Origin of the sequence: Streptomyces sp. NPDC051822 (assembly GCF_044452745.1) — a bacterium.
In the GTDB taxonomy this organism is placed as follows: domain Bacteria; phylum Actinomycetota; class Actinomycetes; order Streptomycetales; family Streptomycetaceae; genus Streptomyces.
Map to the genome: position 1 here is coordinate 89,355 of NZ_JBITBZ010000009.1, position 24,624 is coordinate 113,978.

The following is a 24,624-nucleotide window of genomic DNA, read 5'->3' on the forward strand; positions in this document are numbered from 1 at the left end:
GTGGCACGCTGTCCGCGAGCATTTAGGTGTATGAAGAAAGGAAAGGTGTCCCGGTGACGGAGCCGTCGACCACCCGCGCGGAAGCCGACCCTGCCCCGGCGCCCGCCCCCGCACACCGCCGCCCCGTGGTCCTCGCGCTCATGCTCGGCATGGGCCTCGCCGCCCTCGACGGCACGATCGTCGCCACCGCCGTCCCCCAGATCGTCGGCGACCTCGGCGGACTCGCCGTCTTCTCCTGGCTCTTCGCCGGCTACCTGCTCGCCGTGACCGTCACCCTGCCCGTGTACGGCAAGCTCAGCGACACCTTCGGCCGCAAGCCCGTCCTCATCGCCGGGGTCGTCCTCTTCCTCATCGGCTCCCTGCTCTGCGCGGCGGCCTGGAGCATGGCCTCCCTCATCGCCTTCCGCATCGTGCAGGGCCTCGGCGGCGGCGCCCTCCAAGGCACCGTCCAGACCATCGCCGCCGACCTCTACCCCCTGAAGGAACGCCCGAAGATCCAGGCCCGGCTGTCCTCCGTGTGGGCCGCCTCCTCGGTCGCGGGACCCGCCGCCGGCGGACTCCTCGCCGGCTACGCCGACTGGCGCTGGATCTTCCTGATCAACGTGCCCGTCGGACTCGTCGCCCTCTGGCTGATCTGGCGCCACCTGGTGGAACCCGCCCGCACCGCACCCCGCGCGCCCGTACGGATCGACTGGGCCGGAGCCCTCGGCATCTTCGCCACCGGGGCGGTGCTCATCACCGCGCTCGTCCAGGGCGGCGTCGCCTGGCCCTGGCTCTCCGCGCCCTCCCTCGGCCTCCTCGCCGGAGCGGCCGTCCTCGGCGCCGTCACCGTCGTCGTCGAGCGCCGCGCCGCCGAACCCATCGTCCCCGGCTGGGTCTGGCGCCGCCGCACGATCGCCGCCGTCAACCTCTCCCTGGGCGCCCTCGGCCTGCTCATGGTCGCCCCGGCCGTCTTCCTGCCGACGTACGCCCAGTCCGTCCTGGGCCTCGGCCCGATAGCCGCCGGCTTCGTCCTGTCCTCCTGGACCCTGAGCTGGCCCATCGCGGCGGCGCTCTCGAACCGGCTCTACACCCGCATCGGCTTCCGCCTCACCGCGATCCTGGGCATCTCCCTCGCCCTGATCCTGCTGCTTGCGTTCCCGTTCCTTCCGTTCCCCGGCGAACCCTGGCAGCCCACGCTCCTGATGCTGCTGCTCGGCGGCGCCCTCGGCCTCTTCCAACTGCCGCTGATCGTCGGCGTCCAGTCGACCGTCCCGTACGAGGAACGCGGCACGACCACCGCCTCGGTCCTCTTCTGCCGCCAGGTCGGCCAGAGCATCGGCGCCGCCCTCTTCGGCGCGGTAGCGAACGCGGTCCTGGCCTCCCGCCTCGGCGCCGACACCGACCTCGACAGCCTGGCGGGCGCCCTCCACACCACCGACGCCACCCGCCGGGCCGTCGACGCGGCCGTGGACTACGTCTACCTGGGCGCGGCGGGCGCGGCAGCCCTCGCCCTCCTGGCTCTGCTCACCCTGGCCCCCCGCCGCTTCCCGGTCCTGAAGGAAGCGGATTAGCGCATGCAGTTCGGCCCTGAGTACGCGCCCGCCCGGAGATGAGCACGCGCGCCCATGTCGGGGCGGCGCCCCGGACCGGACGATTGTGGTGAACCCGCCCGAAGGAGCCGGCCTTGCACCCCGACACGTACGCGAGGCTCTACGGCCCCGCCCGCCCGGCGCGGTCCCGTCGCGGGACCGGCATCGCCGTGGTGGCGGCCCTCCTGTGGGCGGTCGCCCTCCTGCTGCTCTCGGGCGCGGGGTTCCTGGCGCTGTGGGCGGCGGCGGACACGGGGGCGACCGACGGGATCCCGCTCGGCTGGGCGCCGATCGGCCTCGCCGTAGTGGCCGTACCGGTCGCGCTGCTCCGCACGCCCGCCGTCCGCCGCCTGTCCGTACCGGCCCGCGCCCTCGTCACCGGTCTCGCGATGTGCGCGATCGCGCTCGGCCTCGTGATCTGGGCGGCCTAGGGTCTGGATCATGACTGAAGCGACAGCCGACACATGGCCGGAACCTCCCCTCGCCGGTACCGAGGCGGAAGCCGTCCTCGGCGCCCTCGAACGCCAGCGGGCCACGCTGGCCTGGAAGTGCTCGGGCCTGGACTCCCCCGGCATGCGAGCCACGGTCGGCGCATCCACGATCACCCTGGGCGGCCTGCTCAAGCACCTGGCGCACGTGGAGGACAGCCACTTCGCCCGGCTGTGGCTCGACACTGCGGTCGGCGCCCCCTGGGACGCCGTCGACTGGGAGAGCACTCCTGACTGGGCCTACCGGTCCGCCGCCGACGACACCCCCGAGCAACTGCTCGCCCTGTGGCAGGAATCGGTCGCGCGCTCCCGCGCCATCGTCGACGAGGCACTCGACGCGGGCGGCCTCGACCAACTCGGCGCCTACACCACCCGCAGCGGCGAGCGCCCCAACCTCCGCCGCATCCTCCTGGACCTCGTCGAGGAGTACGCCCGCCACGCGGGCCACGCCGACCTCATCCGCGAATCCGTCGACGGCCTGACGGGCGAGGACCCGCCGAGGTGAGCCCGAGAGCCCTGCCGGCCCGACTCGGACGGGCAGGGCTCTCTCTCGTACAAGCGGCAGATGTACTACTCCGCCGAGGCGAGCCCGACGAACCCGGCCCACGCCTCGGGCGACACCCGGAGGGCCGGCCGGGCCACATCCTTGGAGTCACGGACGTGCACGGCGTCGACGCCGGTCGCGACCTCGACGCACTGGCCGCCGTCACCACCGCTGTAGCTGCTCTTGAACCAGGCGAGGGAATCTGTGGTGTTCATAGCTCTCCCAGCAACTTCTCGATGAACTGCAGCGACTCTCGCGGCGTGAAAGCCTGTGACCGGATGATCCCATAGCGAGCTGCGGCGAGAACGGCCTGCTTGTGGTCAGTCTCCAGAGTGCTGGTGCCCTGGGCCTCAACGTAGACGAACCTCTTGCCATCGTCACGGGTGATGAAGGTGAACGGCCCTTCCAGACCGGCGTTGTCCTCACTGGCCAGCGGCATGACCTGGATCTCGACGTTCCTCCGCTGACCGATGAGAAGAAGCTCTTCGAGCTGTCCGCGCAGCACGTCTCCACCGCCGACCTTCCTCCGCAGCACCGACTCGCACATGACGAAGCTCAGGAGCGGCTCGGGCCTTCGCTCGAAGATCGCCTGACGGGCCAGTCGGGCGGTCACGCGTTGCTCGATGGTCTCCGCGTCGACCGGCGGGCAATGGTTGCCCACCAGGGCCCGCATGTACTCCTCGGTCTGGAGCAGGCCATTGACCACCAACGTGTCGTACGACAGCAGCTCTATCGCCTGCTTCTCCAGCTGCGCCATCCCCTGGAAGAACGCCGGGTACTGCGCCCTCTCCAGCTGGTCCTTCCAGACCGTCAGGAGTCCGCCCGCGTCGAGCACCTCGTCCGACCGGTCGATCGCGCGCGGCGGCGGGATCCTCCGGCCCTGCTCGAACGAGGCGATGGTGGACGCCGAGTAGCCCAGCCGCTTGCCGAACTCCTCCCGTTCCATGCCCGCCCTCGTCCGCAGCGTCTTCAGGCTCTGCCCGAACGCGGCCACCACACCACGCCCGGACTTGTCGGCCCTCTGGGCGCCCTCCGCCTCGTCGGCCTCCGGCTCCGCCTGCTCTTCCGCCATCGCACCCCGCCTCTCGTACGCGCACCGACAGACCACGTACAGGGTGATCGCGTCGGTGCGTCACCACTGGTCACGCTACGCCACCAAGAGGAGGTTGGGAGGCATGAAAAGCAACAACCTGAGCCTCACCGGCCCCACCCAACTCGGCTCGCGCTCGCCTTACTTGGGCAGCGGCGTCTTCTCCCTGCGGTTCACCTCGACGCCCCGGGGCGCCCGGCTCGCCCGCCGGCTGGTCGGCGTGCGGCTCGACGAGTGGGGCGTCCCGTACGGGACCGGCCCCCACGAGACCGTCGTCCTGGTCGCCGCCGAGCTGGCCGCGAACGCGGTGCGGCACGGGCACGTGCCGGGGCGGGACTTCCGGCTGCTCCTCCGGGTCACGGACGGGCCCGGCCGCGTCGCACGGATCGAGGTGAGCGACACCCGGGCCGAGCGCGTACCGCCCCGCCCGGGGAAGCCCCCCGGCCCGGGAGAGGAAACCGCCGACGGCGGGCGGGGATTGCTGCTCGTCGAGGCACTCGCCGAGCGCTGGGGCTGGTGCCCGAGGCCCGGCGCCCCGGGCAAGACGGTCTGGGCGGAGTGCGCCCTCCCGCATCAGGACTCGCCGGCCTCCGCGACCACATTGAGGTCCTTGTAGACCAGGTCCCAGTTGCCGGGGTGCTTGTGAAGGTCCTCCACCAGGAGGGAGAACAGGTTCGCGTCGAAGTTGACCCCGTACAGACCGCCGTCGATGTGGTGCCCGTTGACGACGACCGTGGGCGTGCCCGGGCCGATCGGATCGTCGCCGGTCTGCTGGTACGCCTTCTGGGAGGCGGTGACGAACGAGCTGTACTTCATCGTCCTGACGGCCTGGTCGAAGGCCTCGCCCCGAAGTCCCGGAACCTTCTCCGCCAGCTTCAGGAGGCGCTCGGTGGTGAACCCGCTGCTGCCCTCGACGGCGGCCTGGTTCTCGAAGAGGACCGCGTGGTACTCGACGAACTTCCCCTTCTCCAGCGCCGCGCGCAGCGCGTTGACGGCCCGCTTCGAGCCGTCGCCGCCGAGCCGGACATCCCTGAAGGAGGCCAAGGTGTACTCGGCCTTGATCTCCCCACCGAGCAGCAGTTTCCGGAGTGCCTCACCGGTCGTCCGCTCGAACTCCTCCACGACGGGACAGCGCGGGTCCTCGTACACGTGCACCGTGGAACGGGCCGCGGGATTGCCGACGACGATCGTCGTACCGTCCTGGGCCGTTCGCTCCGGCAGCCGCTCGCCGGACGCGTAGGTCACCGTCGCGGTGCGTGCCGCCGGGCGGGCGCCCCCCGACTCCTGCCCGTCCGGCGCGACGTCCCCCGCCCTGGTCCCGCCCAGTGCGCATCCCGCCACGGCTCCTACGAGACCCACCGCGACGGCTGCCGCCCGGACCGTTCTGCTGATCTTCATCGAACTCCTGCCCCTCCCCTGTGAACAGGCGGACTCTACGGGTCCGGTATGACAGTCGCATCAAAGATTCGTCGAGAGAGCGCTGACCGAACGGTCACCGGCGGCCCGCGCCCGGTGAGGGGGCCGGGTCAGAAGGCGGTGTCGTACCGCAGCCCGTTCGTGACGTCCGTCTTCACGCCCGGCTTGAAGGGCGCCTTCCAGTAGCCCGTTCCCGCGTAGAAGGTGGCTCCGCCGGCCGAGGCGATCAGGTCGGCGTACCCGTCGCCGTTCGCGTCGCCGACGCCGACGAGGTCGGTGAAGGCGCCCCAACCCCGGCCGATCGGCGTGCGGGCGGCGAAGGTGCCGTCGCCCTTGCCCAGGTACAGCCACAGCACACCGTCCTTGTCCCGGGCGAGGAGGTCACCGGCCGGGCCTCCGGCGAGGTTGCCGACGGCGGTGATCTCGTTGTAGACGCCCCAGCCGTGACCGATCCGCTTGCGGGCGGAGAAAGGCACGTTCGCGTTGCCGGTGCCGGCGTAGAGCCAGAGGATGCCGGACGTGTCGGTGGCGACGAGGTCGGGGCGGCCGTCGCCGGTGACGTCGCTGCCGGCCGCGATCCGGTCGTACACCTGCCAGCCGCCGCCGATCCGCGTCCGGGCGGCGAGGGGCGCGGCCCGGTCCCCGGTGCCCTGGTAGAGCCAGAGGACGCCGGAGCGGTCCCGGGCGACGACGTCGGGCGCGGTCGTGCCCGCGAGGTTCCCGGCGGTCTCGATCCGGTCGTAGACCTGCCAGCCGTGACCGACCCGCGTCCCGCCCGCGGACGTGACCGGACCGCCCGTGGCGGCGGGCTGCGTCCGGAACGACCACAGGCCGCCGTCGGACGCCCGGGTCAGCAGGTCGGCCGTGCCGTCGCCGTCGAAGTCGTGTGGCGCCGGGGCCCGGTTCACGGTGAACCGGCCGGTGGCGACCAGCTCCGGGCCGATCCCCTCGTCCGGGCGGGCGACGATCTTCCACTCGTACGCGCCCGCGCGGGCGGGGCTCAGCAGTCCGCCCGGCCGTTCCACGTCCTTGCCGTCCCAGCGCCAGGCGACGCGGCGGGCGGCCCCGTCGGCGGCGGCGCCGTCGGCCGGCCACTCCCGCGAGAGCGACTTCCCGCTGCGGACGTGCGTCAGGCTGACCTCGACGTGCGCGTCTCCCCGCGACAGGTCCCAGCCGAAGTCGACCCCGTTCGCGAGCTGGTCGCCGGTGAGCGTCTGCGGGGCGGTGGAGCCGGTGAGCGCGACGACGGTCGACTGCCCCGTCGAAGCGACCAGTTCGACGTCCGGCCGGGCGCCGTCGGCGCGCGGTGAGACCCGGTAGAGGCCCTCGCCGTGCTCGGGGGTGCCACCGCGCACCAGGAGGGAGCCTCCGGGACCGGCGACGGCTGACGAGAACGCGGTGAGGAGAACGGCCTTCTCGCCGGTCTCGATCGACTGGAGGGTGAACGGCCGCACCGTCGGGTTCGCCGTGCCCGCGCCGGTCGCGGACGCGTCGATGTGGGCCTTCTGTCCGTACGCCAGCCAGCCGCCGACCAGGTACAGCGGGTCCTCCACGTGGGCTTCCGGGAACCACTGACGCGCTGCCCCGCCGCCGCGTCGGACAACGACGATCCCGTCGCCCCCCAACCGCGCCTCGCGCCAGGCCACATGCGTGGCGGACACGGCTCCGTCCCACGCCCACTCGTCCGGTCCCTGGGGGAACCAGGACTGCTCTCCCGTGGCGAGATCGACGAGGATCTTGGCGGAGCCCCGCCAGTCCCCGATCGCACAGTCGTAGAGTGCGGAGCCGGTGTCGGTCCAGCCCCCGTCGCCGTCCTGGCAGTCGATCTGGATCCCTCCGACCAGCTTGCGGATCGTCGGCGTGCCTCCGGCGAGCGTGGCGGCGTCGAGCGTGGTGGCGTACTGCACCCCGTAGCCGTTCTCGTACCGCTCAAGGAGGAGGGTGTCGCCGGCCAGCCCCGAGTAGCTGTAGTCGCCGAGGGCGTCGAAGTCGATCTCCACCGGCGTCGCGGCGGGCTTCGACATGTCGTAGACCCGCAGCACCGAACTGACGGTCAGCAGGGTCCGGTCACCGGTGACGACGAGGTCGGAACCGCCACCGGCGGCGGACGCGCCCGTCAGGACTGTCGAGGAGCCGTCGGCGTACCGGGTCCAGCGGTACTCGGGCGTGGTGCCCCGCGTCTTCGACAGGAAGCCACTCGGTCCCGCACCGACGACGTCCGCGTCGAGCGGGAACGCCACGGCGGCCTGCTGGTCCTCCCGCGTGGTGGCCGGCGCGGCCGTGGCCGGGAGCGTGGTGAGCGTGCCTCCCGTGGCGGCGAGGACGATGGTGACGGCCGTGGCCGCGAGCCGGCGGGCGCGCGAGCGTGCGTGGTTCATATACGTGTTCCCTCCCCTGGGAAAGGGGAGGGTATCGGACGGGCGGCTTCCGGTTGCCACCGGCTTCGGGTAGGGCCGGCCGGCCGCCTCCGTCACACGGGCCGGCCGTTTCCGTCACACGGCCCGGCCGCTTCCGGGGCAGGACGTGCCCGTCCGGCCCCGGGCTTCAGTCCTCCTCGTCCGCGCGGGGGTTCCCGTCCGGGTCCGTCACGGGATCCGAGCCGGTCTCCGGTTCCGAGGGCCCCGCCGGACGCCCCGTCAGGGCCGCGAGCGCGTTGCGGATGTGGTTCATGTGCGCGTGCATCTCGTCCCGCGCCTCCTCGTGCTCCCGCAGCACCCGCTCCGTCTCGCGTTCGGTCCGCTCGGCCTTCAGCCTGGCCTCCGCGAGCAGCTCTCCCGCCCGCGCCTCCGCGTCCTCCTGGCCGTGCCTGGCCTGCTCCTCCGTCTTCGCCAGCGCCTTCTGCGCCTCCGCGAGCCGGGCCTCCGCGCGGGTGAGCCGCTCCTCGTGGCGGGCGTCCAGGGCGGCCGCGCGGCCCTCCGCCGCACGGTCGGCCTCGTCCCGTACGGCCGTCTGCTCCGCGTGCTGTTGCTCCAGGAGTTCCGCCGCGCGCCGCTCCGTCTCCTCGAAGACCTCGCGAGCCGCCGACCGCAGCTCCTCCGCCTCGCGGTCCGCCTCCGTCGTCAGCTCCTCGGCCCGTCCCCGCGCCGCCTCCAGGGTCGCGCGGGCCGCCGCATCCGCCGCCGCCCGTACCCCTTCCGCGTACGCCCGCGCCACCTCCGCCGCCTCCCGGGCCGCCGTCTCCGCCGCCTCCGCGAGGGACTGCGCCTCCGCCTCCGCCTCCCGTACGAGCGTCTCGTCCTCCAGCTCGGCCAGCTCCAGGATCTTCCGGGCGCGGGCGCTCAGCGACTCGTACCGCTGCGGCGGCAGCGCCTCGACGGCCTCGCGCAGCCGGACCGCCTCGGTCTCCATCTCCTCCGCCAGGACCGTCAGCCGGGCCGCCCGTTCCCGGGCTCCGTCACGGTCCTCGGAGAGCGCGGCGAGATAGCGGTCGACCTGTTCGGGCCGGTACCCGCGCCCCCGTCCGACAGCGAAACTCATCTCCTGGCTCCCCTTCCCTCTGTCCCGAACGTCCAGGATGCTCCATCAGAACGGACAAAAGGCGCTCAACGTGCATACACGTCGAGCGCCCTTCATCACATTCCGTTCAGCGCATCCCTGTCCATCCGCGTCAGCGGGAAACCTGGACCGCCCTCTCCTACAACAGGCCGTCCCACATCTGCTCCAGGAGCACCGACCACCAGTTCTCCGGCGACGACAGCGCCGCCGGGTCCAGCATCGCCAACTGCGCCTGGAAGTCGACCGTCCAGCGACCGGCCTGCTCCGGGTTGAGCCCGAACCGCAGCCGCCACATCCGGCCGAGGAGCGCCATCGAGCGGGCGAACTCCGGCAGCCCGGTGTTCACGAACTGGGGCGGCACCGACTGCCCGCCGGGACCGGCCTCCACCGGCACCGCCACGATGTGCGCGGTCCCGTACTGGACGCACAGCGCCCGCCCGAAGTCCGAACCGAGCACCAGGTACGAGCTCGCGTCCGGCGCGGCCTGCACCTGCCGCTGCGCCGCCAGCTCGGCCAGCGTCGGCACCACCGGCACGGCGGGCTGCGCCCAGAAGAACGGCCCGAAGTCGGCCGGCAGACCCGCCCACACCAGCGTCCGCGCCACCAGCTCGGGCACCCCCTGACGGGACACCGCGCGCTGGTCGAAGCGGAGGATGCCGGGACCGAACGCACCGGCCAGCTCCTGCGCGATCGCCTCCGGCGGAACCGGCGGTGCCGGCTGCACCTGCGGCAGCGGCGCCCGCACCGGCGCGGGCCGCGCGGGACCGTCCGCGACCTGGTGCAACTCACCCTGATGGGTCAGGAGTTGCCGCATGCCCTGCTGACGGCCGTGGTGATCGCGACCGTACGGGGCGATGCTCGTGATCCGCGCCTGCGGCCACGTCTCCCGGATCATCCGCGCGCAGTAACCACCCGGCAGCTCACAGGACTCCAGCTCCGTGTGCAGTTCGAGCACCTGCTGCGGCGGCACGTTCATCGCGCGCAGCTCGTGCAGGATCTGCCACTCCGGATGCGGGGTGCCCGGCGCCGAACGCCGGATGATCTGCGCCTCGGAACCGTCGGGCGCCCGATAGCGCAGCACCGCCTGGTAGCCGGGGCCGACCGTCGGCTGACCCGCCGGCTGCGGATATCCGTACGCCGGCGGTACGGGACCGGGGACGGGCCCCGGCCCGGGCGGCGGCGCGTGACCACCGTGCACCGGGGGCGGCGTGTGACCGTGCACCGGCGGCGGCGGAGCCGGCGGGCCCGGAGGCTGCGGCGCCGAAGGACCGGCGGGACCCGGGTGCGCCAGCATCGTCGCGGCATGCGCGATGCCGCCCGCCGGCGTACCGGGCGCACCGGGCATGCCCGGCGGCGGCGGAGGCGGCGGGGGCGCGGCCTGACCGCCCTGGCTCGGGTGCGCCAGCATCGTCGCCGCGTGGTGCACGGGCTGCGGCGGCGTCGGCGGACCGGGCGGAGCCGGAGCGGGCGGCGCACCGGGCGGCCCCGGCTGAGCGGGCGGCGCCGGCGGCTGGAGCCCCTCGGGCCCGAGCTGCGACACCAACTGGGTGGGGATGTACGCGTTGGAACCCGACGAGGCACCCGGCACACCCGGGGCTCCGGGCGGCGGAGGCGGCGACGCGGGACCGCGCCCGGCCTTCGGCGGCAGGGTGGCCTTGCTGGTCGCGGCGTCCGCGATGTCCCCGCCGCCGGGCGCCGAGGGCGCGGGAGCGGGCGGCGGCGGAACCCCGGGCCCACCCGGGCCGACGGGGCCGGCCTGCGGAGGCAGCGGCGAGGGACCGGGCGCCGAAGGGGCGGGCGGCCCGGGCGGGGTCGCCGGAGCACCGCCCGGCCTCGGCGCGGCCGGGTCGAGCCGGGGCGCCACGGCGGTCGGGGGCAGCGCGCTGCCGCCGTGCATCAGGGCGGTCGGCGCGTCGGCGCCGACCTGCGGAGGCGGGGCGTCCTCGTCGTCCGCCCCGGACAGTGCCGGCGCGAAGACGGTCGCGGGCAACGGCACCGCCCCGTCCGCCCCACCGGCGCTCGCGTTGGCGTCGACCCACGGGCCGGCCGCGGGCGCGGGCGGAGCCGCCGGGGCAGGCGCGGGTACGGGCGCGGGCGTGGATACGGGCGCGGCCGGCGTCTCCGCCGGAACCCCGTCCATCGCCGTGGGCTCGTACGCGACGCCCCCGCCCACCGAATCCGAAGCCGACGAAGCCGACGAAGCCGACGAAACAGAGGAAGCAGAAGAAGCGGAGGAAGCCACCGAAGCCGAGGGCCCCGCCCCCGCCGCGCTCACCGGATCGGACGCGTCATCCGCCGGCGCCGACGAACTCCCGTTTTCCTGCGACACGTTCGGCCGCTGCGGCAGGCCCACCTTGTCCGCCGCGTCCTGCAACCACTCCGGCGGAGTCAGCAGGAAGGACGTCTGGTTCAGATCGATCCGGGCCGCGGGAACGGCCGCCTGCGCCGGAACCTCCTCCGCCGCCCCGTACTCCTCCTCGTACCGCCGGATCACCTCACCCACCGGCAGCCCCGGCCACAGCGTCGCCTCGCCACTGTCCCGGGCGATCACGAGCCGCTGACGACCGCCGTCCGACGTCGGACCGCCCTCGCGGTCCTCCGCCCACACCACGAACCCCAGCTCGAACTCCCGGACCCGCACCTCACGGTGCTGGTACGACGGCAGCTCGCCGTTGATCCACTCCTCGGCGCGCTCCTGCGCCTGCGCGAAGGTCACCACAGCCCACTCACTCCCCCACCGGGACCACGGGCACCGCACGCGCGAAGCCACCGTCCACCATCAGGTTCGCCACCGTCTCCAGCTCCGGCGGATTGCCCGCGAGACGCTGCAGAAACACGTCGAAGTCCGCACCACAGGGCAGCAGCAGACGCTCCACCCGCTCACCCACCGACCAGCCGGCCGCCACCTCGCCGGAGTCCCGGGCGTCGTCGTAGGCGCAGAAATACACCGACCCGACCCCCTCACCCCGCACCTTCAGCGCGATCAGACCGCCCTGGACGAACGCCACGCCCAGATAGTCCTTGGTCAGATGGTCACGGAGGCACTTGTTGACGTACACCAGGTCGTTGACGCCCGCCTCCTCCCGCACCGTGAAGAACGGCTGGTCCACCAGGAGCCCCAGCTCCGCGTCCAGCGCCGCGCCCACCGGGGCACAGCCACCCGCCGCCTTCAGGAACGAGCGGTACGCCCCCGGCAGCCGGTAGCCGAGGTCCTCCTCGACACCCTGCAACTGCTGCTCGGACACCGACACCACGCCCTTCGGCAGCCCGAAGTGCACCGGCCGGGTCTCCTGCAGCGGACGCGTACCCCGCTTCGCGTGGTCGACGGCAGCCGTCGCCACCCCGCCGTGATGCCGAAGGAGGGCCTTCACCTCGACCGGGACCAGCTCCATCCGGCGACTGCGCGCCACGTGGTGCCACGTCCAGCCGTGCGGCGTCGCCACCGGGGGAATCGTGTCCCACAGCTCATGGCCGGTCGCCGCCATCGCCGCGTTCGCCGACACGTAGTCCGTGAGGCGCAGCTCGTCGACCCCGAAACCCTCCGGTGGGTCGGCGATCTCCGCCGCCGCACGCGCGTACGGCGAGAAATCCGGATGACCGAACTCGTCCACCCGCACCCCTCGCGGATGCCGGGAGGCACGGACCGGGTCCGGGAAGTGCACGACCTGCCCGGCGTAGGCCGCGTTCGGTGGCGCGGTGTCCTGCCCGAGCCGACCTGTCGTCATGGCGGTTGCCCCCTGCTGGCGTCGCTGACTGCTACTACCCGCAGCCGCTGGCTGCTGCTGACTGATGCCGCACAGCCTATGCGCTGCCACAAGAGCCCGAACCGGCCCGATCCGACGGTCACCAAGTGTCACGAGCCCATGACAGGTGGACCATGATTCCGACACACCGAAGCCACGTTTCCCCGCCCCAGCTTCCCCATGTGGCTTCCTATTTGGCAGGCTGTGCACGCAACTCGGGGGATTGCAGGAGGGGAAGACCAGCACCATGCAGACAGCAACGACACCCACTCAGGGTGACCCACGCCTCAACTGGAGCAGCAGCGCCGAGGCCACCCGGGCACCCTTACTGCGTCACCGCCGCGACGGAATCCTTCCCACCGTCGGGGCCGCTCTCTCCGTGCGCGGCGAAACCCTCACGTGCACCGCCGGCCGGGGCGACCGCCCGCCGGCCCTGCACGCCCTCGTCCAGGACTTCCTGGACACCCTCACCAGCAGCCAGCGGGAACGCTTCACAGGGCGCTGCCCCGAGGCGATCCTGCTCTCCCGGCACCTCACGGCCACGGAGACGAGCCGCTCCAAGCGCGCGCAGCGCAAGCCCCTGACCCACGGCGAGGCCCGCCGCTCCCTCAAGCACGCCAAGATCACCGCCCGCCGCATCCGCGAGGACGGCGACCCGCTGCACGGCAGCTACGCCGCACCCTGCCGCTCCTGTACGGCGATGCTCGCCCACTTCGGCGTCCGCACCGTCGACCCCACCACGCCTGTCGAGAACGGCTGACCGCACACCCATGCCCGACCACCTCAGCACCACCCGCTTCCCGGTCAACGTCGACGCCGCCCTCCGCGAGGCCGGCTGGCAGCCCGGCCGCTGGGACATCAAGCTCGCCGAAGAATGGGCCGACACCCTGCGCGCCCACGTCTCCCCCGCCGGCCACCGGCACAGCGTCTTCCCCGCCGCCGTCGAGGCCTGGGCCGAATTCGGCGGCCTGCGGATCACCGCCCCCGGCCACGGCCGGCAGATAGCGCCCGCCGCCGTCCGCTTCGACCCGCTCGCCGGGCTCCACCTCTCCCGCACCCTCGCCGACCTCGGCCGCGCCCTGGACACGGAGATCGCACCGCTCGGCGAGGAGGGCGACCACCAGGCCCTCCTCGCGATGGACGCCGAAGGCCGCGTCTACAGCCTCGACCACGCGGGCGACTGGTACCTGGGCAAGGACATCGACGCGGCCCTCTCGACCCTCGTCACCGGCGCGCAGCCGCCCCGCCTCACCGCCGGCTAGGACCCGGGGGGTGTCTTGTCGGGCAGCACCGCGGACACCTTGAACCCGCCGGCGTCCGTCTCCCCCGAGACGAACACGCCCCCGAGCCGCAGCACCCGCTCCCGCATGCCGACGAGCCCGTTCCCGCCGCTCGGCAGCCGTACGTCCGCGCCACCCGCGTCCGAAGGACACGGACCGTTCTCCACCTGCGTCGCGACCTCGGCCTCCCGGTGCGCGAGCCGGACCACGACCTTCGCGCCCGCCGCGTGCTTGTGGACGTTCGTGAGCGCCTCCTGCACCACCCGGTACGCCGTCCGCTCCACCTCCGGCGCGTACGCCCGCGGCTCACCCACCACCACGAACTCCACCGCCGCCCCCGCGAGCCGCGACTGCTCGCACAAGGCCTCCAGGGCGTCCAGGCACGGCCCGTCCTCGGCGGCGGCCTCCGCGGCCGCGGCGGCCGCACGGCCGACGGCGGCCAACGGCACCGGGGCCGGACCCGCCGGAGCGGTCCCCTCCCGGAGCACCCCGAGCATCTCCCGCAGCTCGGTCAACGCCTGCCGCCCCATGTCCCCCACGAGCGCGGCGTTCCGCACGGCCTTCTGCGGATCCTTCAGGGCCACCGCCTGGAGCGCGGCGGCGTGCACCACCATCAGCGACACCCGGTGCGCCACCACGTCGTGCATCTCCCGCGCGATCCGCGTCCGCTCCTCCTGCCGCGCCCACTGCGCGCGCTGCTCCGCCCGGTCCGCGAGCAGTGACAGCTCCTGCTCCAGGCTGTCCGCGCGCTCCCGGAGACTCTCCATGAGCCGGCGGCGCGCCCCTATGTAGAGGCCGAAGAGCAGCGGCGGCGCGTTGAGCCCGAGGGTCATGAACACCGAGACGACCGGCACGTACCAGCCGCTCGGGTCGATGTCCGGCTCTCCGACGTCGGCCTGGGCGATGTCCTGCCTCATCCGGACCACGGTCACGACGAACACGGCGACCGTCGACATCCCCGCGAGCACGGCGGTGATCCGGCGGGGCACCTCGGAGGCGGCGAGCGTGTACAGCCCGACGATCCCCATCAGGAAGCCCATCTCGGCGGGCGCGACGGCGATCGACACGAGCACGACGCCGATGGGCCACCGCCGCCGGAAGACGAGCACGGACCCGACGACCAGCCCGAACAGCACCCCCACGGGCACGGGAAGCCCGGCCTTCTCGGCGAACCCGACGCCTTCGACCGCGCACTCCAGCGCGGACACGAAAGCGAGCCCGACATCGAGAACGGCGCTCCGCCGTCTCCCCCACCACAACCAACTCCGGACGCCCCCGGCGTCCCGGTCTGCCCCCGTTACGGTCATGCCACCCACCCTACGGGCGAGCCCTTCACGGAGACACGCAACGTCAACCCTGCGCACACCAGTCCCTCGAACAGTTGAATCGCCAGAGCTTTCGACCCGGACGTCCGCATTCCGGACGAGGGTGCTCGTATGACATCCACCACCGACAAGTACGCGGCCTTCGAAGACCTACGCGAGCAGGCCGTCACCCTCCGCCGCGAGGGTCTCAGCCGCCGCCAGATCCGAGACCGCCTCCACGTCCACAACAACGACATCCTCAACCGCCTCCTCGAAGGCGAGCCGCCCCCGGAATGGACGAAACGCCCGAACGCGAAGGACGACATCCGCGCCCGCGCCCGCGAACTGCGCCTGGAAGGCAAGACGTACGACCAGATCCAGCTGGAACTGGGCTGCTCGAAGAGCTCGATCTCACTGTGGGTCCGCGACCTGCCGAAGCCGGAACGGAAGCGGACCCGGGAGGAGGCGTCGGAGATCGCGCGGCGAGGCTGGGAAGTTACTCTGCGTCGCCGCGAGGAGGAGCGCCGAAGTCGCAAAGGTCTGGCCCGGGATGAGATCGGATCCCTCACGGAGAGGGAGCTGTTCCTCATCGGCGTCGGCCTGTACTGGGCGGAGGGATCAAAGAGCAAGCCCTATGAGCGCCGCGAGAAGGTCATCTTCGTCAACAGCGACCCGGACATGATCACGCTCTACCTGGCCTGGCTCGATCTTCTCGGCATCGAGCCCGATCGGATGCGCTACCACGTCATGATCCACGAGAACGCCGACGTCGCAGGCGCAGAGCAGTACTGGGCCGATCTCGTCCAGGTGGACGTGGCCGCGTTGGGCAAGACCTCGCTGAAGAAGCACAACCCCAAGACGGTGCGCAAGAACGTCGGGGAGGGCTACCGAGGGTGCCTGGCGGTGAACGTCCGTCAGGGATCCGATCTCTATCAACGCATCGAAGGATGGTGGGCAGGGATCAATGCCGCGGTGAGGCGGGACTCCGGTATGGTCTGACGCACCAATCCCCCGTGGTGTAACTGGCAGCACACCAAGTTTTGGTCTTGGTAGGACAGGGTTCGAATCCTTGCGGGGGAGCCACGGTGCGCAAGACCTCAGTTCGGGTCCTGACCTCCAAGGTCGGGACCCGCACTCATGTCCGCCACCCTTCGCCCCGGTATCCTTCGTGCGTCCACCACCCAAAGCCGAAGGGCATTCCCGTGAGCGCCAATCGCCCGGCAGCCGTCGTCGTCCTCGCAGCGGGTGAGGGCACCCGCATGAAGTCGAAGACCCCCAAGGTCCTGCACGAGATCGCCGGGCGGTCCCTCGTCGGGCACGTCGTCTCGGCCGCCCGCGAGCTGGAGCCCGAGCACCTCGTCGTGGTCGTCGGGCACGCCCGTGAGCAGGTGAGGGGTCACCTGGAGGAGCACTACGCCGGGACCCGTACCGCCGTCCAGGAGGAGCAGAACGGCACCGGGCACGCCGTGCGGATGGCCCTCGAAGAGCTGGGGAAGGCGCCCGACGGCACCGTCGTCGTCGTCTGCGGCGACACCCCGCTGCTCTCCGGCGAGACCCTGCGGGCGCTCGCCGACACCCACGCCGCCGACGGCAACGCCGTCACCGTGCTGAGCGCCGAGGTGCCGGACTCCACCGGCTACGGCCGGATCGTGCGCGACTCCACCGGCGCCGTCACCGAGATCGTCGAGCACAAGGACGCCTCCCCCGCCCAGCTCGCCATCCGTGAGATCAACTCCGGCGTGTTCGCGTTCGACGGGCAGCTGCTCGCCGACGCGCTCGGCAAGGTGCGGACGGACAACAGCCAGGGCGAGGAGTACCTCACCGACGTCCTCTCGATCCTGCGCGAGGCCGGTCACCGGGTCGGCGCCTCCGTGGCGGCCGACCACCGCGAGATCCTCGGCATCAACAACCGGGTGCAGCTCGCCGAGGCCCGCGCCCTGCTGAACCAGCGGCTGGTCGAGCGGGCCATGCTGGCCGGCGTGACCGTCGTCGACCCGTCCTCCACGTTCGTGGACGTGACGGTGACCTTCGAGCCGGACGCCGTGATCCACCCGGGTACGCAGCTGCTCGGCGCCACGCACATCGGCGAGGACGCCGAGGTCGGCCCGAACACGCGCCTCAAGGACACCACCGTCGGCAAGGGCGCCCGGGTGGACAACACGGTCGCGGACTCCGCCGTGATCGGCGAGAGCGCCTCGGTGGGCCCGTTCGCGTACCTGCGTCCGGGGACGAGCCTCGGCAAGAAGGCCAAGGCCGGTACGTACGTCGAGATGAAGAACGCGACGATCGGCGAGGGCACCAAGGTCCCCCACCTGTCGTACGTGGGCGACGCGACGATCGGCGAGTACACGAACATCGGCGCGGCGAGCGTCTTCGTGAACTACGACGGCGAGGCGAAGCACCACACCACGATCGGCTCACACTGCCGCACCGGCTCGGACAACATGTTTGTGGCTCCCATCACGATCGGGGACGGCGCGTACACCGCCGCCGGGTCCGTGATCACGAAGGACGTGCCGGCGGGTTCGCTCGCCGTCGCCCGGGGCCAGCAGCGGAATATCGAGGGCTGGGTGGCCCGGAAGCGGCCCGGAAGCGCTGCCGCGCAGGCCGCTCAGGCCTCGACCGAGGACTCCGCCGGCGAAAGCTGACCGGAAACAGGTGCGTCGAACTCGGCGTACCGTGATACGTGCACACAAATTCGGCTGGCTCGCACACGCGCACGACAGCTCGTGGTTGGCGACCAGACAACACGTCTGAGGAGACAGTGCTGTGACCGGGATCAAGACGACCGGCGAGAAGAAGCTGATGCTCTTCTCCGGCCGCGCCCACCCCGAGCTGGCCGAGGAGGTCGCGCACCAGCTGGGTGTCGGCCTCGTTCCGACCAAGGCGTTCGACTTCGCCAACGGTGAGATCTACGTCCGCTTCCAGGAGTCGGCCCGTGGCGCGGACTGCTTCCTGATCCAGAGCCACACGGCTCCGATCAACAAGTGGATCATGGAGCAGCTCATCATGGTCGACGCTCTGAAGCGGGCCTCCGCCCGGAGCATCACCGTGATCGTCCCGTCGTACGGCTACGCCCGTCAGGACAAGAAGCACCGCGGCCGTGAGCCGATCTCGGCGCGTCTGGTGGCGGACCTGCTGAAGACGGCGGGTGCGGACCGCATCCTCACCGTCGACCTGCACACGGACCAGATCCAGGGCTTCTTCGACGGCCCGGTGGACCACCTGTCGGCGCTGCCGGTGCTCGCGGACTACGTGGGTGCGAAGGTCGACCGCGCGAAGCTGACGATCGTCTCCCCGGACGCGGGCCGCGTGCGGGTCGCCGACCGCTGGTGCGACCGTCTGGACGCGCCGCTGGCGATCGTGCACAAGCGTCGTGACAAGGACGTCGCCAACCAGGTCACCGTGCACGAGGTCGTCGGTGACGTGAAGGGCCGCGTCTGTGTCCTGGTGGACGACATGGTCGACACCGGTGGCACGATCTGCGCCGCCGCGGACGCGCTGTTCGCGCACGGTGCGGAGGACGTCATCGTGACGGCGACGCACGGCATCCTGTCGGGGCCGGCCGCCGATCGCCTGAAGAACTCCAAGGTGAGCGAGTTCGTGTTCACGGACACGCTGCCGGTGCCGGGTGCGCTCGAACTGGACAAGATCACGGTGCTGTCGATCGCGCCGACGATCGCGCGCGCGGTGCGTGAGGTGTTCGAGGACGGTTCGGTGACGAGCCTCTTCGAGGAGCACTGAGTCTCCGAGTACGTGACCGCGAGGGCCGTTCCCCGTTCGGGGAGCGGCCCTCCGTCGTGTGCCCGGGGAGGTCCCCGGTGATCGAATTGGGTGGTAGGGCGGGTGGCCGGTAGACTGCCGTAGTTGCTCGGCGAGGGAGGCCGTACCCGTACGTCCGTACAGGGTCACGGCGGTCCGTTATCGACGCGCTCTTCGTAGCAGGCCATCGCCAGTCGTGGCCGGGTGACCCGGTTTTTTCGTCACCTTTCTACGAGGAGTGCATCATGTCCGAGGTCAAGCTCGCCGCTTCCGTCCGTACCGAGTTCGGCAAGGGCGCCGCCCGTGCGATCCGCCGTGACGGCCAGGTTCCCGCCGTCGTCTACGGCCACGGTGCCGAGCCGGCGCACGTGACCCTCCCGGCCCACGACCTGGCGCTCGCGCTGCGTACGCCGAACGTCCTGCTCTCCCTCGACGTCGACGGCAAGAACGAGCTGGCGATCCCGAAGGCCGTCCAGCGTGACGCCATCAAGGGCTTCCTGGTCCACGTCGACCTGCTCCTCGTGCGTCGTGGCGAGAAGGTCACCGTCGAGGTCGTCGTCGAGACCGAGGGCGACCTGGCCCCCGGCAGCTTCCTCGTCGAGAACGTGCTGAACACGCTCTCCGTCGAGACCGAGGCCACGCACATCCCGACCTCCGTCACCGTCTCCATCGAGGGCCTGGAGGCCGGTAACTCCATCCTCGCCAAGGACATCGAGCTGCCGGCCGGCACCACCCTGGTGACCGACCCCGACGCCGTCGTCATCCAGATCCTGGCCGCCCAGGCCGAGGAGCCGGCCGCCGACGCCGCCGCCGAGGGTGCCGAGGCCTGAGCCGTAGGCTCTGCCTGACGTGACGGGGTGACGGGCCGATCGGCCCGTCACCCCGTTTCTCTTGTACGGATTCTCTTGTACGGACGGATACGAGGAGACCTGACGCACATGACGGACGACGACGCGAACGCCCCCTGGCTGATCGTCGGTCTCGGCAATCCGGGACCGGAGTACGCGGCCAACCGCCACAACATCGGCTTCATGGTGGTGGATCTGCTCGCGGACCGGATGCGGGGTTCGTTCAAGCGGGCGCAGAAGGCGCAGGCGCAGGTCGTGGAGGGCCGGATGGGGCCGCCGGGACCTTCGAGCCGCCGGGTCGTCCTCGCGAAGCCGATGTCGTACATGAACCTGTCCGGCGGGCCGGTGACGGCGCTGCGGGACTTCTACAAGGTGCCGACGGCGCGGATCGTGGCGATCCACGACGAGCTGGACATCGACTACGGGGTGCTGCGGCTGAAGATCGGCGGCGGCGACAACGGGCACAACGGTCTGAAGTCGATGACGAAGTCGATGGGCCCGGAGTACCACCGGGTGCGGTGCGGGATCGGGCGTCCGCCGGGGCGGATGCAGGTCGCGGACTTCGTCCTGAAGGACTTCTCGTCGGCGGAGCGCAAGGACCTGGACTGGTTCGTGGACCGGGCGGCGGACTCGGTGGAGTGCCTGGTGGCGGAGGGTCTGGAGCGGGCGCAGTCCGCGTACAACGCGTAGGGCGCGCGGCGGGGAGAACGTACGACTGTACGATCGCGGGTCATGACGCACGTCCGTAACGCCGCCATGGCCCTGGTCGCCCTTCTGCTGCTCGTCGCGGGAGCCTGGGCCTCCTGGGGCTCGGCCCAGCACGTCCTGCTCGCGAAGGGGCGGGAGCACGGCACGCTGACGGTGACCGGCTGCACGGAGAAGACGTGCACCGGGCGCTACGCCCCCGAGGACGCCTCGTCGACGCGGCGGACGCTGACGATCGAGAAGTCGGTGGCCGCGGAGAAGGGCCTGACGATCCCCGTGGTGGTGAAGCCGGGGACGGACGAGGGCGTGCGGACGGGCTGGGGCGGCGGGCTGCACGCGTGGCTGCCGCTGGGCGGGGCGCTGTTGCTCGCGGCGCCGCTGGTCGGGGGCGGTCTGCGGTTGCCGCGGACGGCGTGGTCGGCGGCGGGTGCCGGTGGGGCGCTCCTTGTGGCGGCGTTCCTGGCGCTGTGACCCGGTTGGCGCCAGCGCTTCCTGACGGTCTGTCTGGATTGCGCCGTAAACCGGCGCAATCGTTATGGACCTCGGCCTTAAGAGCTGATTAAAGCGACGGATAGGCTGCCCCCCGCCACCTCCCACGGCATCCCTCATCCCACAGATGGACGACTGCACATGCGACGCTCCCTGATTTCCGCCGGCGCGCTGGTCGCGGCCGTTGCGGGCTCTCTCGTTTTGGCCCCGGCGGCTTCGGCTTCGGAGGGCAAGACGTACGAACTCCCGCTGCACCAGCCGACCAACCCCCCGATCAGCGCCTCCGAGTTCGTGAAGGAGGGGGAGGACTGCCCCGGCATTCCCTCCGACAAGGACGGCTGGCACTTCATCATCCCCGGCAACGGTGTTGAGTTCACCAAGCTGACGGTGACCTTCGACAACGGCGCCCCGATCGTCGTCACCGACTTCGGTCCGCCGAAGGACGACCACGCGTACGTGGCGTCCGAGCCGGGTGCCAAGCTGACCTCGGCCGTCGCCGAGGTCAACGGTGTGGTAGAGCAGGGCTGGTTCAACCTGTCCCACGCCTGCCTCGCGAGCACCACCCCGACCGGCACGCCGACCACCACCGCGCCGACGCCGACGGACACCCCGACGACCGGTACCCCGACCGGTACGCCGACCGGCACCCCGTCCGGCACCCCCTCGGTGACGCCGAGCGAGTCCGTGTCCCCGACCGGGTCCCCCAGCGTCTCCGAGACCCCGGGCGGCACCGCCTCCCCCACCGCGTCCACCCCTGCGGGTGAGACCGGTGGCACGGGCGGCACCGGTGGCACCGACGGCGACCTGGCCGAGACCGGCTCCAGCGCCCCCGTCGGCATCATCGCCGCCGTGGCCGTGGCCCTCGCGGGCGCCGGCGCGTTCCTGGTGACCCGTCGCCGCAAGGCCGGCCAGCAGGCCTGACGTACCCCGTCATGACGGAGCCCCCGCCGGATTCCCCGGCGGGGGCTCTGTCGTACGTACGGGCAGGGTGTCAGCCGGTGTTGCGGAGGCCGGCGGCCACGCCGTTCACGGTGAGGAGCAGGGCCCGCGCGAGCAGCGGGTCCGGCTCCTCGCCGCGCTCGGCGGCGGTGCGCTGACGGTCGAGCAGGGCGACCTGGAGGTAGGAGATCGGGTCCAGGTAGGCGTCGCGGATGGCGAAGGTCTGCTGGAGGACCGGGTTGGAGTCGAGGAGCTTCTCGCCGCCGGTGACCTTGAGGACCTCGGCGACGGTCAGCGCGTGCTCGGCCTCGATGGTGTCGAAGACGTGCTTGAGGTCGTCGGGGACCAGGGTGTCGACGTAGTGGCGGGCGATCCGCAGGTCGGTCTTCGCGAGCGTCATCTCGACGTTGGAGAGGAAGTTGCGGAAGAAGTGCCACTGGTCGTACATCTCGCCGAGGACCGGGTCGAGTCCGGCCTCGCGCAGGGCCTTGAGGCCGGAGCCGACGCCGAACCAGCCGGGGACGATCTGGCGGGACTGGGTCCAGCCGAACACCCAGGGGATGGCGCGGAGTCCGTCGAGGGAGACGCCTGAGCCGGGGCGGCGGGAGGGCCGTGAGCCCAGGTGCAGGTCGGCGAGCTGGTCGACGGGGGTGGAGGCGAGGAAGTACGCCGGCAGGCCGGGGTCCTCGACGAGCTCGCGGTACGCGGTGTGGGCGGCGTCGGAGACGGTGTCCATGGCCGCGTCCCAGCGGGCGAGGGCCTCGTCGGACTGGCGGGGCGCGGTGTGCAGGGCGGAGGCCTGCAGGGTGGCCGCGACGGTCAGTTCGAGGTTCTCGCGGGCGAGCGACGGGATCAGGTACTTGTCGGAGATGACCTCGCCCTGCTCGGTCACCTTGATCTCGCCCTCCAGGGTGCCCCAGGGCTGGGCGAGGATCGCGTCGTGCGAGGGGCCGCCACCGCGGCCGACGGTGCCGCCGCGGCCGTGGAAGAGGCGGAGCCGTACGCCGTAGCGGTGGGCGACGTCGCGCAGGCGGCGCTGGGCGCGGTGGATCTCCCACTGGCTGGTGGTGATGCCGCCGAACTTGGAGGAGTCCGAGTAGCCGAGCATGACCTCCTGGACGTCGCCGCGGAGCGAGACGAGGCGCCGGTAGGAGGGGTCGGCGAGCATGCCGTCGAGGATGACGTCGGCGGCCTTGAGTTCGTCGGTGGTCTCAAGGAGCGGCACGATGCCGATCTTGGCCCAGCCACCGTGCAGGTCGATCAGGCCGGCCTCGCGGGCGAGGACGGCGGCGGCGAAGACGTCGTCGGCGCCCTGGCACATCGAGATGATGTACGACTCGATGACCTCGGGGCCGAAGCGCTCGAAGGCCTCCTTGACGGTGTGGAAGACGCCGAGGGTCTTCTGTCCCGCCGCGTCGAGCGGGGCGGGCGTCGGCGCGAGCGGCCGGCGCGAGCGCAGCTCCTTGGCGAGGAGCTTCTGCCGGTAGTCGCGCGGCATGTCGGCGTACCGCCAGGACTCCTCGCCGAGGCGGTCGAAGAGCTGGCCGAGCGCGTGGTGGTGGGCGTCGGCGTGCTCGCGGACGTCCATGGTGGCGAGCTGGAGGCCGAAGGCGGAGAGGGTGCGGATGGTGCGGTCCATCCGGCCGTCGGCGAAGAGGCCGCCGCGGTGCTCGCGCAGGGAGGTCTGGATGAGGGTGAGGTCCTGGACCAGCTCGGCGGTGCCGAGGTAGTCGCGGCCGTCCTGGTGGGGGGTGCCCTGGGCGAGGCGCTCGCGGGTGTTGAGGAGCTTCTGCCGGATGCAGGTCGCCTTGAGGCGGTACGGCTCCTCGGCGTTGAGCCGCTTGTAGCGGGGGCTGATCTCCGGGAGGAGTTCCAGGTCGCGCTGGAGGGAGTCCAGGAGTTCCTGGGTGGCTCCGGTGTAGCGGATGGAGTTGGAGAGCAGGCCGCGGAGGTAGTCGACGAGTTCGAGGGCGTCGGTGATGCCGTGCTCGTGCTGGAGGATCAGGACGTCCCTGGTCACCTGGGGGGTGACGTTGGGGTTGCCGTCGCGGTCGCCACCGATCCAGGTGCCGAAGGTGAGCGGGCGGGTGCCCGCGGGCAGTTCGACGCCGACGCGCTCCAGTTCGGCGGCGAGGTCCTCCAGGACGTCGCCGACGGCGCCGGCGTGCAGCTCGTCGAGGTAGTAGATGGCGTTGCGGGCCTCGTCGGCGGGCTCGGGCCGGACGACACGGAGTTCGTCGGTCTGCCAGATGAGGTCGATGTTCTCGGCGAGCCGCAGGTCGTGGCGGCGCCGGTCGGCCTCGATGACCGGGGTCTCCAGGAGGGCGGCGATCCGGCGCAGCTTGTTGAGGACCGAGCGGCGGGCCGCCTCGGTGGGGTGCGCGGTGAAGACGGGCCGGACGTTGAGGTTCTTGACCGTCTCGCGGACGTGCTCGGGGTCGCCGTCCTTGAGCATGTCGGCCGTACGGGCGAGGAGGCCGCCCTCGGCGGCGCGCTTCTCGCGCATCTCGCGACCGCGGTGAACCTGCTCGGTGACGTTCGCGAGGTGGAAGTAGGTGGAGAAGGCGCGCACGAGCTTGGCGGCCGTCTCCAGTTCGACGCCACGGAGCAGTTCGGCGGCGTCGTCGCCGTTCTCGCGGGTGAGGCTGCGGACCCGCTCGACGAGGTCGAGGAGTTCGTGACCTTCCTGGCGGACGAGGGTCTCGCCGAGGAGATCGCCCAGGCGGCGGATGTCGGCGCGCAGCTCGGCGCTGGCGGTGGGGGTCTGGTCGGCACTGCTCACAGGTGCGGCTCCTTGCAGTGTTTGAGCACGTCTGGAGGGGTACTGGAGGCTTGCGGACCGCGCTGTCCGACGCACCCAGGATAGGTGTCCGTCCGTCCGGCGATGGCCCTGCCCCTCTCGTGCCCTCTTGCCGCGCGCCCCGGCGCTGCCATACTTACGATGCCGTAG

Annotated in this window: 22 protein-coding genes and 1 tRNA gene; 14 read left to right on the forward strand and 9 right to left on the reverse strand. The window is 71.9% G+C overall.

The features are described from left to right. Positions 1-53: 53 nt before the first annotated feature. The 3 genes from ACIA8N_RS25530 to ACIA8N_RS25540 all read left to right on the forward strand — a co-directional run bounded on the left by ACIA8N_RS25530 (position 54) and on the right by ACIA8N_RS25540 (position 2,564). Positions 54-1,553, forward strand: coding sequence for an MFS transporter (locus tag ACIA8N_RS25530; RefSeq protein ID WP_365778615.1), 1,500 nt, complete (start codon positions 54-56; stop codon positions 1,551-1,553). Positions 1,554-1,666: 113 nt separating this feature from the next. Next, positions 1,667-2,002 carry a hypothetical protein gene (locus ACIA8N_RS25535; protein ID WP_365778613.1) on the forward strand — a complete coding sequence of 112 codons (336 nt, stop codon included), beginning with the start codon at positions 1,667-1,669 and terminating at the stop codon, positions 2,000-2,002. 10 nt (positions 2,003-2,012) lie between these two features. After that, positions 2,013-2,564 (forward strand): DinB family protein, encoded by a 552-nt coding sequence (locus ACIA8N_RS25540; protein ID WP_365778611.1) that lies wholly within the window; start codon positions 2,013-2,015, stop codon positions 2,562-2,564. Positions 2,565-2,629: 65 nt separating this feature from the next. Here the strand turns inward: ACIA8N_RS25540 and ACIA8N_RS25545 are convergent, their stop codons facing one another. Both ACIA8N_RS25545 and ACIA8N_RS25550 read right to left on the reverse strand, forming a co-directional pair. Beyond that, the gene (locus ACIA8N_RS25545) at positions 2,630-2,818 is read right to left on the reverse strand and encodes a DUF397 domain-containing protein (RefSeq protein WP_365778609.1); all 189 of its coding nucleotides are present in this window, start codon (positions 2,816-2,818) and stop codon (positions 2,630-2,632) included. Further along, positions 2,815-3,675, reverse strand: coding sequence for a helix-turn-helix transcriptional regulator (locus ACIA8N_RS25550; RefSeq protein ID WP_365778607.1), 861 nt, complete (start codon positions 3,673-3,675; stop codon positions 2,815-2,817). Before ACIA8N_RS25550 ends, ACIA8N_RS25545 begins: the two co-directional genes overlap by 4 nt. Before the next feature lie 103 nt (positions 3,676-3,778). Between ACIA8N_RS25550 and ACIA8N_RS25555 the strand changes: the two genes are divergently transcribed. Beyond that, a complete protein-coding gene (locus ACIA8N_RS25555; protein WP_365778605.1) occupies positions 3,779-4,309 on the forward strand; it encodes an ATP-binding protein in 531 nt (176 codons plus the stop codon). On the opposite strand, the gene ACIA8N_RS25560 is transcribed toward ACIA8N_RS25555, so the two are convergent. The 5 genes from ACIA8N_RS25560 to ACIA8N_RS25580 form a co-directional block, all read right to left on the reverse strand. Then, entirely contained in the window at positions 4,267-5,091 is an 825-nt protein-coding gene (locus tag ACIA8N_RS25560; protein WP_365778603.1) for a thioredoxin domain-containing protein, read from the reverse strand. The two genes, ACIA8N_RS25555 and ACIA8N_RS25560, sit on opposite strands and share 43 nt — an antisense overlap. 128 nt (positions 5,092-5,219) lie before the next feature. Further along, positions 5,220-7,487 carry a VCBS repeat-containing protein gene (locus ACIA8N_RS25565; RefSeq protein ID WP_365778601.1) on the reverse strand — a complete coding sequence of 756 codons (2,268 nt, stop codon included), beginning with the start codon at positions 7,485-7,487 and terminating at the stop codon, positions 5,220-5,222. A gap of 166 nt (positions 7,488-7,653) precedes the next feature. Next, complete coding sequence (locus tag ACIA8N_RS25570) at positions 7,654-8,586, reverse strand: cellulose-binding protein (protein WP_365778599.1); 933 nt, start codon at positions 8,584-8,586, stop codon at positions 7,654-7,656. A 157-nt stretch (positions 8,587-8,743) separates the two neighbouring features. Next, positions 8,744-11,323: an SUKH-4 family immunity protein gene (locus ACIA8N_RS25575; protein ID WP_365778597.1), complete on the reverse strand. Its 2,580-nt coding sequence runs from the start codon at positions 11,321-11,323 to the stop codon at positions 8,744-8,746. 7 nt (positions 11,324-11,330) lie between these two features. Then, the gene (locus tag ACIA8N_RS25580) at positions 11,331-12,329 is read right to left on the reverse strand and encodes an SMI1/KNR4 family protein (protein WP_365778595.1); all 999 of its coding nucleotides are present in this window, start codon (positions 12,327-12,329) and stop codon (positions 11,331-11,333) included. Positions 12,330-12,594: 265 nt separating this feature from the next. Between ACIA8N_RS25580 and ACIA8N_RS25585 the strand changes: the two genes are divergently transcribed. Both ACIA8N_RS25585 and ACIA8N_RS25590 read left to right on the forward strand, forming a co-directional pair. After that, on the forward strand, positions 12,595-13,107 hold the full coding sequence (locus ACIA8N_RS25585; protein WP_365778593.1) for a YwqJ-related putative deaminase: 513 nt from the start codon (positions 12,595-12,597) through the stop codon (positions 13,105-13,107). A 10-nt stretch (positions 13,108-13,117) separates the two neighbouring features. Beyond that, positions 13,118-13,609, forward strand: coding sequence for an SUKH-3 domain-containing protein (locus ACIA8N_RS25590; RefSeq protein ID WP_365778591.1), 492 nt, complete (start codon positions 13,118-13,120; stop codon positions 13,607-13,609). Here ACIA8N_RS25590 and ACIA8N_RS25595 read toward each other — a convergent pair. After that, positions 13,606-14,934, reverse strand: a complete 1,329-nt coding sequence (locus tag ACIA8N_RS25595; protein WP_365778589.1) for a histidine kinase — start codon at positions 14,932-14,934, stop codon at positions 13,606-13,608. The two genes, ACIA8N_RS25590 and ACIA8N_RS25595, sit on opposite strands and share 4 nt — an antisense overlap. Before the next feature lie 129 nt (positions 14,935-15,063). Here ACIA8N_RS25595 and ACIA8N_RS25600 point away from each other — a divergent pair, with 129 nt between their 5' ends. The 8 genes from ACIA8N_RS25600 to ACIA8N_RS25635 all read left to right on the forward strand — a co-directional run bounded on the left by ACIA8N_RS25600 (position 15,064) and on the right by ACIA8N_RS25635 (position 21,656). Then, entirely contained in the window at positions 15,064-15,930 is an 867-nt protein-coding gene (locus ACIA8N_RS25600) for a hypothetical protein (protein ID WP_365778587.1), read from the forward strand. Between the two features lie 8 nt (positions 15,931-15,938). Beyond that, a tRNA-Gln gene (locus tag ACIA8N_RS25605) sits at positions 15,939-16,014 on the forward strand. Between the two features lie 119 nt (positions 16,015-16,133). Then, the gene (glmU, locus tag ACIA8N_RS25610; RefSeq protein WP_365778585.1) at positions 16,134-17,579 is read left to right on the forward strand and encodes a bifunctional UDP-N-acetylglucosamine diphosphorylase/glucosamine-1-phosphate N-acetyltransferase GlmU; all 1,446 of its coding nucleotides are present in this window, start codon (positions 16,134-16,136) and stop codon (positions 17,577-17,579) included. Positions 17,580-17,700: 121 nt separating this feature from the next. Beyond that, positions 17,701-18,675: a ribose-phosphate diphosphokinase gene (locus ACIA8N_RS25615; RefSeq protein WP_365778583.1), complete on the forward strand. Its 975-nt coding sequence runs from the start codon at positions 17,701-17,703 to the stop codon at positions 18,673-18,675. 263 nt (positions 18,676-18,938) lie between these two features. Continuing rightward, complete coding sequence (locus ACIA8N_RS25620) at positions 18,939-19,523, forward strand: 50S ribosomal protein L25/general stress protein Ctc (RefSeq protein WP_365778581.1); 585 nt, start codon at positions 18,939-18,941, stop codon at positions 19,521-19,523. Positions 19,524-19,631: 108 nt separating this feature from the next. Further along, positions 19,632-20,231 (forward strand): aminoacyl-tRNA hydrolase, encoded by a 600-nt coding sequence (gene pth, locus ACIA8N_RS25625; RefSeq protein ID WP_365778579.1) that lies wholly within the window; start codon positions 19,632-19,634, stop codon positions 20,229-20,231. Between the two features lie 42 nt (positions 20,232-20,273). Beyond that, positions 20,274-20,717: a hypothetical protein gene (locus ACIA8N_RS25630; RefSeq protein ID WP_365778577.1), complete on the forward strand. Its 444-nt coding sequence runs from the start codon at positions 20,274-20,276 to the stop codon at positions 20,715-20,717. Between the two features lie 159 nt (positions 20,718-20,876). Further along, positions 20,877-21,656, forward strand: a complete 780-nt coding sequence (locus ACIA8N_RS25635) for an LPXTG cell wall anchor domain-containing protein (RefSeq protein ID WP_365778575.1) — start codon at positions 20,877-20,879, stop codon at positions 21,654-21,656. A 70-nt stretch (positions 21,657-21,726) separates the two neighbouring features. On the opposite strand, the gene ppc is transcribed toward ACIA8N_RS25635, so the two are convergent. Beyond that, complete coding sequence (gene ppc, locus ACIA8N_RS25640) at positions 21,727-24,456, reverse strand: phosphoenolpyruvate carboxylase (RefSeq protein ID WP_365778573.1); 2,730 nt, start codon at positions 24,454-24,456, stop codon at positions 21,727-21,729. Positions 24,457-24,624 lie beyond the last annotated feature (168 nt).

Coding starts and splice junctions, on each gene's coding strand:
- ACIA8N_RS25635 (WP_365778575.1), top strand. CDS start 20,877: ATGCGACGCTCCCTGATTTCCGCCGGCGCGCTGGTCGCGGCCGTTGCG.
- pth (WP_365778579.1), top strand. CDS start 19,632: ATGACGGACGACGACGCGAACGCCCCCTGGCTGATCGTCGGTCTCGGC.
- ACIA8N_RS25560 (WP_365778603.1), bottom strand. CDS start 5,091: ATGAAGATCAGCAGAACGGTCCGGGCGGCAGCCGTCGCGGTGGGTCTC.
- ACIA8N_RS25550 (WP_365778607.1), bottom strand. CDS start 3,675: ATGGCGGAAGAGCAGGCGGAGCCGGAGGCCGACGAGGCGGAGGGCGCC.
- ACIA8N_RS25600 (WP_365778587.1), top strand. CDS start 15,064: ATGACATCCACCACCGACAAGTACGCGGCCTTCGAAGACCTACGCGAG.
- ACIA8N_RS25630 (WP_365778577.1), top strand. CDS start 20,274: ATGACGCACGTCCGTAACGCCGCCATGGCCCTGGTCGCCCTTCTGCTG.
- ACIA8N_RS25585 (WP_365778593.1), top strand. CDS start 12,595: ATGCAGACAGCAACGACACCCACTCAGGGTGACCCACGCCTCAACTGG.
- ACIA8N_RS25565 (WP_365778601.1), bottom strand. CDS start 7,487: ATGAACCACGCACGCTCGCGCGCCCGCCGGCTCGCGGCCACGGCCGTC.
- ACIA8N_RS25555 (WP_365778605.1), top strand. CDS start 3,779: ATGAAAAGCAACAACCTGAGCCTCACCGGCCCCACCCAACTCGGCTCG.
- ACIA8N_RS25580 (WP_365778595.1), bottom strand. CDS start 12,329: ATGACGACAGGTCGGCTCGGGCAGGACACCGCGCCACCGAACGCGGCC.
- ACIA8N_RS25590 (WP_365778591.1), top strand. CDS start 13,118: ATGCCCGACCACCTCAGCACCACCCGCTTCCCGGTCAACGTCGACGCC.
- ACIA8N_RS25620 (WP_365778581.1), top strand. CDS start 18,939: ATGTCCGAGGTCAAGCTCGCCGCTTCCGTCCGTACCGAGTTCGGCAAG.
- ACIA8N_RS25570 (WP_365778599.1), bottom strand. CDS start 8,586: ATGAGTTTCGCTGTCGGACGGGGGCGCGGGTACCGGCCCGAACAGGTC.
- ACIA8N_RS25595 (WP_365778589.1), bottom strand. CDS start 14,934: ATGACCGTAACGGGGGCAGACCGGGACGCCGGGGGCGTCCGGAGTTGG.
- ACIA8N_RS25545 (WP_365778609.1), bottom strand. CDS start 2,818: ATGAACACCACAGATTCCCTCGCCTGGTTCAAGAGCAGCTACAGCGGT.
- ACIA8N_RS25540 (WP_365778611.1), top strand. CDS start 2,013: ATGACTGAAGCGACAGCCGACACATGGCCGGAACCTCCCCTCGCCGGT.